Consider the following 2,006-nt stretch of genomic DNA (forward strand, 5'->3'; position numbering starts at 1 on the left):
GGTTCCAGGAAACCTCGGCCAGGCGCTCATCCGCGATCTCACCGATCCGCGTACGTACGTCATCACCAGCGACTGGGTGGACCGGCAGCGCCTGGAGGCGTTCGGCGGCAGCGATCACCGCGAACGGCTCACCACCGCGCTGCGTGACCTGCGGGAGGACGCGCAGCGGCGCGTCTACGAGGTACGGGACGCGATAACCGGCCCGTGTCTGACGTCGACGGAGGACGCATGACCATCAGAGTGATGTTGTACACGGAGGCTCCCAAGGGCGGCGAGAAGGAGTTCGAGGAGGCATACCGCCAGGTCGCGGTGCAGATGCGCGGCGTCGACGGGCATATCGCCGACGAGCTCCTGCGCGAGCCGGGGAGCAACCGCTACCTGTTGTTAGCGGAATGGGAGGACGAGCGCCGCTTCACGGCCTGGGTCAGCGACCCCGCTCACACCGCGCGTACCGGGCCGCTCGTGCCGTATCTGGAGCGGACGTTCCAGCGCGCGGTGTACGAGGTCGCGGTGCGCCCGGCGGACCAGCGAGGGTGACCGGTGCTCGCAGCGACAATCGCGGTGGCGGTGGTGATCGGCGCGGGGCTGCTCGCCGGCGCGCTGTTCGCGGTGGAGAAAGCCGTCGTACCGTATTTCGCCTCGCTGCCGGCGGGCCGGTACGTCCCCACCCTGACATTTCTCGACAGCAGATTCGACCCGTTCATGCCCTGGCTGGCCAGGGTCAAGGCACTGCTCACGGTCGCCGCGATCGTGGCCGCGTCCTCGACCGCCTCCCAGGTGCTCTTCGGCGCCGGACTCCTCTGCACGATAGGTGTCGGAATTGTGTCGGAAAGTGTCAACGTCGTGTTGAACCGCCGGATCCGCGCCTGGGATCCCGGCCATCCGCCGCCGAACTGGGAGGCGGTGCGGCGGCGCTGGGCATGGGGCAACCGGCTGCGCTTCGCCCTGGCAGTGGTCGGGCTCGCCCTGGACAGCGCGGCCGCGACAGTGCTGTGAGTGGACGGACACGACCGGCGGTGTCATGAGATGGAGAAGGAAAAGCAATGATCATTGCGGTGACGGGTGCGTCCGGGCACCTTGGCAGCGATCTCGTGCCACTGCTGCGCGCGGCCGAGCACGACGTCGTACGCCTGGTCCGTCGGGAGCCGGCCGCTCCCGACGAGGCACGCTGGGACCCCACGACCGGCTCGGTCGACCCCGCGACCCTGGAACGGGCCGAGGCGGTGGTGCACCTCGCCGCCGAGAACATCCTCGGCCGCTGGGAAGATCCGCAGGTACGCCACCGCATCCGGTCGTCCCGGGTGGAGGTGACACGGCGTCTCGCCGAACAGCTGGCTACCGGCCGGTACGCCCCGCGCACCCTGGTGAACGCGGCGGCGATCGGGTACTACGGCCTCGGGCGCACCGACGAGACACTGACGGAGGACAGTCCACCGGGGCAGGGCTTCCTCGCGGAACTCGGGGGTGACCGGGAAGCCGCCGCGATGGTCGCCGCCGACGGCGGCCTGCGCGTGGTCAACCTGCGCGTCGGCGTGGTTCAGGCCCCGGACCAGGGCATGCTCCACTTCCTCCTGCCGCGGTTTCGGCGCGGTCTGGGCGGGCGCATCGGCCGCGGCCGCCGATACCTGGCGTGGGTGACGAGGCTGGATGCGGCCCGGGCGTGCCAGCACGTCCTGGAACACCCGGAGGTGTCCGGGCCGGTCAACGCCGTCTCACCGAACCCGGTGACCAACGCCGAGTACGCGCGCACCCTCGGCCGTATCCTGGGCCGGCCGGCCGTGCTGGCCGTGCCGCCGTTCGTCCTGCGCAAGGCGCTCGGCTCCTTCGCGGAGGAAACCCTGCTGCGCAGCACCCGCGCGCTGCCGGCACGCCTGTCGGACACCGGGTTCACCTTCAGCTTCCCCGAGCTCGAGGCGGCGTTGCGCCATGTCCTCGCCCCATCCGCGGCCAGCGGCGCCGACCCGGCGTCGGCACGGACGGCGACCGCATCCGGGAGTCGCTCATGA

General features: G+C 70.9%; 4 protein-coding genes. All 4 read left to right on the forward strand.

Features of this window, described 5'->3' with window-relative positions; translation table 11 throughout:
• Nucleotides 1-232 (forward strand): putative quinol monooxygenase (locus DD1DGNOD_RS14620; protein WP_206443184.1); only part of this gene is annotated, 232 nt, incomplete at its 5' end.
• Nucleotides 229-537 (forward strand): antibiotic biosynthesis monooxygenase family protein, encoded by a 309-nt coding sequence (locus DD1DGNOD_RS14625; protein ID WP_013873649.1) that lies wholly within the window; start codon nucleotides 229-231, stop codon nucleotides 535-537. The genes DD1DGNOD_RS14620 and DD1DGNOD_RS14625, both read left to right, overlap by 4 nt.
• A 3-nt stretch (nucleotides 538-540) precedes the next feature.
• On the forward strand, nucleotides 541-996 hold the full coding sequence (locus tag DD1DGNOD_RS14630; RefSeq protein ID WP_013873650.1) for an anthrone oxygenase family protein: 456 nt from the start codon (nucleotides 541-543) through the stop codon (nucleotides 994-996).
• Nucleotides 997-1,043: 47 nt separating this feature from the next.
• Nucleotides 1,044-2,006 carry a TIGR01777 family oxidoreductase gene (locus tag DD1DGNOD_RS14635; RefSeq protein WP_013873651.1) on the forward strand — a complete coding sequence of 321 codons (963 nt, stop codon included), beginning with the start codon at nucleotides 1,044-1,046 and terminating at the stop codon, nucleotides 2,004-2,006.

Source organism: Candidatus Protofrankia californiensis (genome assembly GCF_900634765.1).
GTDB classification, from domain to species: Bacteria; Actinomycetota; Actinomycetes; order Frankiales; family Frankiaceae; genus Protofrankia; species Protofrankia californiensis.

Excerpts from the sequence above, each read along its gene's own strand:
- DD1DGNOD_RS14625 (WP_013873649.1), top strand. The coding sequence starts at position 229 with ATGACCATCAGAGTGATGTTGTACACGGAGGCTCCCAAGGGCGGCGAG.
- DD1DGNOD_RS14635 (WP_013873651.1), top strand. The coding sequence starts at position 1,044 with ATGATCATTGCGGTGACGGGTGCGTCCGGGCACCTTGGCAGCGATCTC.